Here is a 6,678-nt window from a genome sequence, read left to right as displayed (position 1 = left end):
GCGGTGCGCCAGCTCGCCGATTGGGGCGCCAAGGTCGTCAAGATCGAAGCGCCGCCCTCGCCCGGCGAGGGCCTGGGCGGACCGCGTCTCGGCCCCGACTTCCAGAACCTGCACCGCAACAAGCGCAGCCTGACGCTGAACCTCAAGGCGCCGGAAGGCGTCGAGATCATGAAGCGCCTGGTCCAGCAGGCCGACGTGGTGGTCGAAAACTACCGCCCCGACGTCAAGTTCCGCCTCGGCGTCGACTATGAAAGCCTGCGCGCCATCAACAAGCGGATCGTCTACGCCAGCATCTCGGGCTTCGGCCAGGACGGCCCGTACCGCGACCGGCCGGGCTTCGACCAGATCGCCCAGGGCATGGGCGGCCTGATGTCGATCACCGGGGAGCCGGGCCGCGGCCCGATGCGCGTCGGCATCCCGGTCGCCGACCTCACCGCCGGCATCTTCGCCGCCATGGGCGTGCTGATCGCGCTGATCGAACGCGAGCAGTCCGGGGAGGGCCAGTGGGTGAAATCCTCGCTGCTGGGCGCGCAGATCTCCATGCTCGACTTCCAGGCCGCGCGCTGGACGATCGGCAAGGAGGTGCCGGGCCAGGCGGGCAACAACCACCCGACCAGCATCCCCACCGGCGTGTTCGCCACCCAGGACGGCTATATCAACATCGCCGCCAGCGGCGACGAGATCTATGCCCGCTTCTGCAAGGCGATGGACGCGCCGCAGCTTGCCGCCGACCCCCGCTTCGCCACCGGCCGCTCGCGGCTGGAGAACCGGGACGCCCTGAACGAAGCGATCGAGGCGATCACCCGCACCCGCACCTCGGCCGCCTGGATCGACGCCCTGAACAAGGCCGGGGTACCGAGCGGGCCGATCTATAAGATGAACGAGGTGTTCGCGGACCCGCAGGTGCAGCACCTGGCGATGACGCGCGTCGTCCCGCAGACGGTGCTGGGCCCGGTCGAGGTCATCGGCCAGCCCATCGAACTCAGCCGCACCCCCTGGTCCATCCGCTCGGCCAGCCCCGAACTCGGCGAGCACACCGACGCGGTGCTGCAGGAGCTTGGCTACGGCGCGGCCGAGATCGCGGCGCTGAAGAACAAGAAGGTGGTGTGACCCCGGCGGCCGCGGCGGCGCCGGCGCGCGGGGAACATTCCGTCCCCCGCGCGCGTTCCCCTGATCGCGATCCTTGCCGAAGGCGGCCCGAAGGCCCTAAAGCGCCGCATCATGGCTGTGACAGACGATATCCTGACCGTCCTCGCCCCGCCCCATCCGGCGGGTCGTCCGTTCATCATGGGCGGCCTCATCGTCCTGCTGCTCGGTTTCGGCATCGGCCACTGGCTGATCTGGATCGGGCTGATCTTCACCCTGTTCTGCCTGTATTTCTTCCGCGACCCGGAGCGGACGCCGCCGCCCCGGCCGTCCGTCTTCGTCTCCCCGGCCGACGGCCGCGTGGTCTCGGTCACCCAGGCCCCGCCGCCGGCGGAGCTGGGACTGGGGGATGAGCCGCGCTGGCGCGTGTCGATCTTCCTGTCGGTGCTGAACGTACACGTGAACCGGATACCGGCCTCCGGCGTCGTCACCCGAATCGCCTACCGGCACGGGGCGTTCGTCAGCGCTTCGCTGGACAAGGCGAGCACGTCGAACGAGCGCAACGCGCTGGCGATTCGCCTGCATGACGGGCGGGAGATCGCGGTCGTGCAGATCGCCGGACTGATCGCGCGGCGCATCCTCTGCCAGGTGTCCGAGGGCGATCCGGTCCATGTCGGCGACCGGTTCGGCATCATCCGCTTCGGCAGCCGGACCGACCTGTATCTGCCCCAGGGCGTGAAGCCGCTGGTGGTCGAGGGCCAGACCATGATCGGCGGCGAGACCGTCATCGCCGAGGAGGCCCCTTCCCCGCCCGTCACCGTCGTCCCCAGGGGCGTCCCCAGGGGCGTCCCCGGGGATGTGGCCAGGGACGAGGCCAGGGACGGAACCGGGGACGTGACATGAGGGAGGCAGCATGAGCGATCGCGCACCGGTCTTTCCCATCCGCGGCCTGAAGCGCTACCGCCCCCGCAAGCGCAGCCGCCCGCGCTACCGGGGCCCGTCCTTCAACCGGATGATCCCCAACCTGCTGACGATGCTGGGGCTGTGCGCCGGCCTGACCTCCATGCGCTTCGGGCTGGAGGGGCGGTACGGCGCGGCGGCGCTGGCCATCGCGGTTGCCGGGGCGATCGACGGGCTGGACGGGCGGATCGCCCGGCTGCTGAAGGCGACGTCGCGGTTCGGGGCGGAGTTCGACAGCCTGTCCGACTTCCTGTGCTTCGGCGTCGCGCCGTCCTTCCTGATCTATCTCTGGTCGCTGCAGCGCGGCGGCGCCTATGGCTACGTGCCCTGCCTGATGTTCGCGGTCTGCATGGCGCTGCGCCTGGCGCGGTTCAACGCCTCCCTGGAAGGGGCGCCCAAGCCTGCCTATGCCTACAACTTCTTCACCGGCGTCCCGGCGCCGGCCGGGGCCGGCATGGCGCTGTTCCCGCTGTTCGTGGGGCTGGAGGGCCATCGGCTGGAACTGCCCTGGCTGACCGCGATCGGCCAGAACCCGCTGCTCTGCGCGCTGGTGCTGGCCGGCACGGCGATGCTGCTGGTCTCCACGCTGCCGATCTGGAGCTTCAAGAACTTCAAGGTCCCGGCCGAATACGTCCTGCCGCTGCTGCTGGGCACGGGGATCTATGCCACGATCCTGGTGGCCGACCCCTGGGCCGCCATGGCTGCCGGCGCCCTGATCTATGCGGGCATGCTGCCGTTCAGCGTGCGCAGCTTCCACCGCCTGCGGCGGGAGGCCGAGGCGCTGCACGACGACATCCGGGACACGGGCTGACCGTCGGATCGTCCCCGCGACCGTCTCTGAGCCCCTCCCCTGGGACCCTCCCCTGAAACCGTCCCCTGGGACCCTCCCTCATCCAAATCACAACGACCACGAGGAAACGCCATGACTTTACCGATCTCGCGCCGCTCTGCCCTGGCGCTCGCCACCGCCGCCGGCGCGCTGCCGCTGCGGGCCGCGCGCGCGGCGAAACCGACCATCCGGATCGGCGTGCTGACCGACCTGAACGGCCCGAATTCCAACAGCACCGGCATGGGTTCGATCAACGCGACCCGCATGGCCGCCGAGGACTTCATGAAGGCGCATCCCGACGTCGCGGTCGAGGTCCTGTACGCCGATTACCAGAGCAAGCCCGACATCGCGCAGTCGATCGCCCGGGACTGGTTCGACCGGCAGGGTGTTGATTTCATATCGAACGTCAACAACTCGTCGGCTGCACTGGCGATCGCCACGCTGGTGCGCGAGAAGAACAAGGCCGCGGTGTTCACCGCGCCGGCGAGTTCGGACCTGACAGGCAAGTCGTGCAGCCCGAACCACGTCCAGTGGACCTATGACACGTATTCGCTGGGGTCCTGCACCGGCAAGGCGCTGGTGGCCGAGGGCGGAAACACCTGGTTCTTCATCGCCGCCGACTATACCTTCGGAAAACTCCTTGCATCTGATACCGCTCGGGCTGTCACCTCGGTGGGCGGCAAGATCCTGGGCCAGGTTTCCCATCCCTTCCCCGATACGACGGACTTCTCGACCTTCCTGCTGCAGGCCCAGGCGAGCGGCGCCAAGGTGATCGGGCTGGCGAACAGCGGCGAGAACACGGTGAACTGCGTCAAGCAGGCCGCCGAGTTCGCCATCACGGCGCATGGGCAGAAACTGGCGGCGCTGCTGCTGACCATTCCGGATGTGCATGGGATCGGCCTGGCAACGGCCAAGGGGCTGCTGCTGACCGAAGCCTGGTACTGGGACCTGAACGATCAAAGCCGAGCGTTCGGCAAGCGGTTCGGGCAGCGCATGGGCGACGGACGGATGCCGAACATGATCCAGGCCGGCGATTATTCGGCGATCAACCACGCGCTGAAGGCGTTCGCCGCGCTGGGCGTCGAGCAGGCGAAGGCATCCGGCCAGGCGATGATCGCGAAGATGAAGGAAATGCCGGTGGAAGACGATATCTTCGGCAAGGTCTCGATCCGGTCGGACGGGCGGCTGATGAACCCGATGCATTTGTTCCAGGTGAAATCACCCGAGGAGAGCAAGCACCCCTGGGACTACTACAAGCTGGTCCGCACGTTGGCGCCCGAGGACGCGTTCCGTCCGCTCGACCAGGGCGCGTGCCCGATGGTGAAGGCCTGATCGTTCCGCAGAGGAAAAGATGGCCCGGTCACGCCGGGCCCTGACGGGGGGACGGTCCTTCGACGGGACGGTCCTTCGACGGGGGTCGGACAGGCTACTCCGCCGCTTCGCGCGGGGCCTGCGCCTTCTTCTTCGCCGCAACCTTCTTCCCGGCGGCCTTCTTCCCTGCCGCCTTCTTGGCCGGGGCCGTCTTGGCGCCGTCCTTCGCGGCCGCCATCTTGGGCGCCGCCGCCGTCTTTCCGCCGGCGTCCTTGCCGTTCCCCTTACCGTTCCCTTTGCCGTTCCCTTTGGCCGCCGCCTTGCCCTTGCGGCCGGCGGCGCCTTTCGGCTTCAGCGTCTTGCCCTTCTCGGCCAGCAGCGCCACCGCCTCGTCCAGCGCGATGTCGTCCATGCTGACGCCGCGCGGCAGGTTGGCCACCGTCTTGCCGTGCTGCACATACGGCCCGAACCGGCCCTTGCGCACCGTCACCAGTTCCTTGTCCCCCGGATGCGCCCCCAACGTCCGCACCGAGGCCAGCTTCTTCGCCAGCAGGTCCACCGCCCGGTTCAGCCCCAGCGCGAGCACGTCGTCGTCGCGGTCCAGTGACCCGAACACCGCGCCCATCTTCACATAGGGTCCGAACCGGCCGATCCCGGCCTCGATCGGCTCCCTGGTCTCGGGGTGGATGCCGACCAGGCGCGGCAGGGACAACAGGCCCAGCGCCTGGTCCAGCGTCAGGTTCTCCCCATCCATGCCGCGCGGCAGGGAGGTGCGCTTGGGCTTGGCCTTCTTGTCCTCGCCGGCCTCGCCCTGCTGCACGTACAGCCCATAGGGACCGCGGCGGACGGTGATCTCCTCGCCGGTCTCGGGGTGGTGGCCCAGGACGCGCATGCCGTCCTTCAGCGTCTCCCCGCCCTCCTCGCCCGGATCGACGGCCAGGCGGCGGGTGTATTGGCAGGCCGGGTAGTTGGAGCAGCCGATGAAGCTGCCATAGCGCCCCAGCTTCAGCCCCAGCCGCCCGGTGCCGCAGGCGGTGCACAGCCGCGGATCGGCGCCGTCGGCGCGCGCCGGGAAGAAATGCGGCCCCAGGTCCTGGTCCAGCGCGGCGATGACGTCGCTGATCTTCAGCTCGCGGGTCTGCTCGACCGCCTTGGAGAACTCCTCCCAGAACGCCCGCATGACGCTGCGCCATTCGAGCTGGCCGGCCGAGATGTCGTCCAGCTTCTCCTCCAGCGCCGCGGTGAAGCCGGTGTCCACGTAGTGCTCGAAGAAGCTGACCAGGAAGGCGGTGACCAGCCGGCCCCGGTCCTCGGGGATGAAGCGGCGCTTCTCCAGCCGGACATAGTTGCGGTCCTGCAGCACCGACAGGATGGAGGCATAGGTCGACGGCCGGCCGATCCCCAGTTCCTCCAGCTTCTTGACCAGCGACGCCTCGGAGTAGCGGGGCGGCGGCTGGGTGAAGTGCTGGCTGGCCTCGACATCGCCGCGCTTCAACGGGTCGCGCTCTGCCATCGGCGGCAGCATGCGGTTCTCGTCGTCCTCGGCCGCCCCTTCGGCCTTGTCGTCGGTGTCCTCGCGATACAGCTTCAGGAACCCGTCGAACGCGACGATGGAGCCGGTGGCGCGCAGCCGGATGCCCTCTTGCTTCCCACTGGGCTTCCCATTGGGCTTCCCATTGGAGCCGTCGATGACGTCCACGCTGACCTGGTCGAGTTCGGCGGACTGCATCTGCGACGCGACGGCGCGCTTCCACACCAGCTCGTATAGCCGCCGCTGGTCGTGGTTCAGGCCGCGCGCGACGCTGTCGGGGGTGCGCGTGACGTCCGTCGGCCGGATCGCCTCGTGCGCTTCCTGCGCGTTCTTCGCCCGGCTGGTGTATTCGCGCGGCGCGGCGGGCAGGTAGTTCGGGCCGAACGCGTCCTTCACGTGGTCGCGGATGGCGAAGATCGCCTCCCGCGCCATCTGCACGCCGTCGGTCCGCATATAGGTGATCAGCCCGACCGTCTCGCCGCCCAGGTCCACGCCCTCATAGAGCTGCTGGGCGATCCGCATCGTCTGCTGCGCCCCGAAGCCCAGCTTGCGCGACGCTTCCTGCTGCAGGGTGGAGGTCGTGAACGGCGGCGGCGGGTTGCGCTTGACGCGCTTCCGCTCGACCTGGCCGACGGTGTAGCTGCCGGCTTCGACGGCGTCTTTCGCGGCCTTGGCCAGCGCCTCGGTGTTCAGGTCGAACTGGTCCAGCCGCTTGCCGTTCAGGTGCGTCAGCCTGGCGGTGAAGGGCGCGCCGGCGGGCGTGGTGAAGACGGCCTCGATCGTCCAGTATTCGCGGGCCTTGAAGACCTCGATCTCCGCCTCGCGCTCGCAGATCAGGCGCAGCGCGACGGACTGGACGCGGCCGGCGGAGCGGCTGCCGGGCAGCTTGCGCCACAGCACCGGCGAGAGGGTGAAGCCCACCAGGTAGTCCAGGGCGCGGCGGGCCAGGTAGGCCTCCACC

5 protein-coding genes are annotated in these 6,678 nt (G+C 69.0%); 4 read left to right on the top strand and 1 reads right to left on the bottom strand.

Features of this window, described 5'->3' with window-relative positions:
* The 4 genes from VHB27_RS12330 to VHB27_RS12315 form a co-directional block, all read left to right on the top strand.
* On the top strand, window positions 1-1,110 hold a 1,110-nt coding region (locus VHB27_RS12330), incomplete at its 5' end, for a CaiB/BaiF CoA transferase family protein (RefSeq protein WP_325600763.1).
* 111 nt (window positions 1,111-1,221) lie between these two features.
* Window positions 1,222-1,989, top strand: coding sequence for a phosphatidylserine decarboxylase (locus VHB27_RS12325; protein ID WP_325600761.1), 768 nt, complete (start codon window positions 1,222-1,224; stop codon window positions 1,987-1,989).
* A 10-nt stretch (window positions 1,990-1,999) separates the two neighbouring features.
* Window positions 2,000-2,857, top strand: coding sequence for a CDP-alcohol phosphatidyltransferase family protein (locus tag VHB27_RS12320; protein WP_325600759.1), 858 nt, complete (start codon window positions 2,000-2,002; stop codon window positions 2,855-2,857).
* A 111-nt stretch (window positions 2,858-2,968) separates the two neighbouring features.
* Window positions 2,969-4,207, top strand: coding sequence for an ABC transporter substrate-binding protein (locus tag VHB27_RS12315; protein WP_325600757.1), 1,239 nt, complete (start codon window positions 2,969-2,971; stop codon window positions 4,205-4,207).
* A gap of 94 nt (window positions 4,208-4,301) precedes the next feature.
* Here the strand turns inward: VHB27_RS12315 and topA are convergent.
* Window positions 4,302-6,678: type I DNA topoisomerase (gene topA, locus VHB27_RS12310; protein ID WP_325600755.1), on the bottom strand; the 2,377-nt coding region annotated here is incomplete at its 5' end.

Origin of the sequence: Rhodopila sp., from assembly GCF_035548235.1 — a bacterium.
GTDB lineage: Bacteria > Pseudomonadota > Alphaproteobacteria > Acetobacterales > Acetobacteraceae > Rhodopila.
The sequence above is the reverse complement of the archived record's forward strand: the minus strand, read 5'-3'. Positions and strand labels throughout refer to the sequence as shown.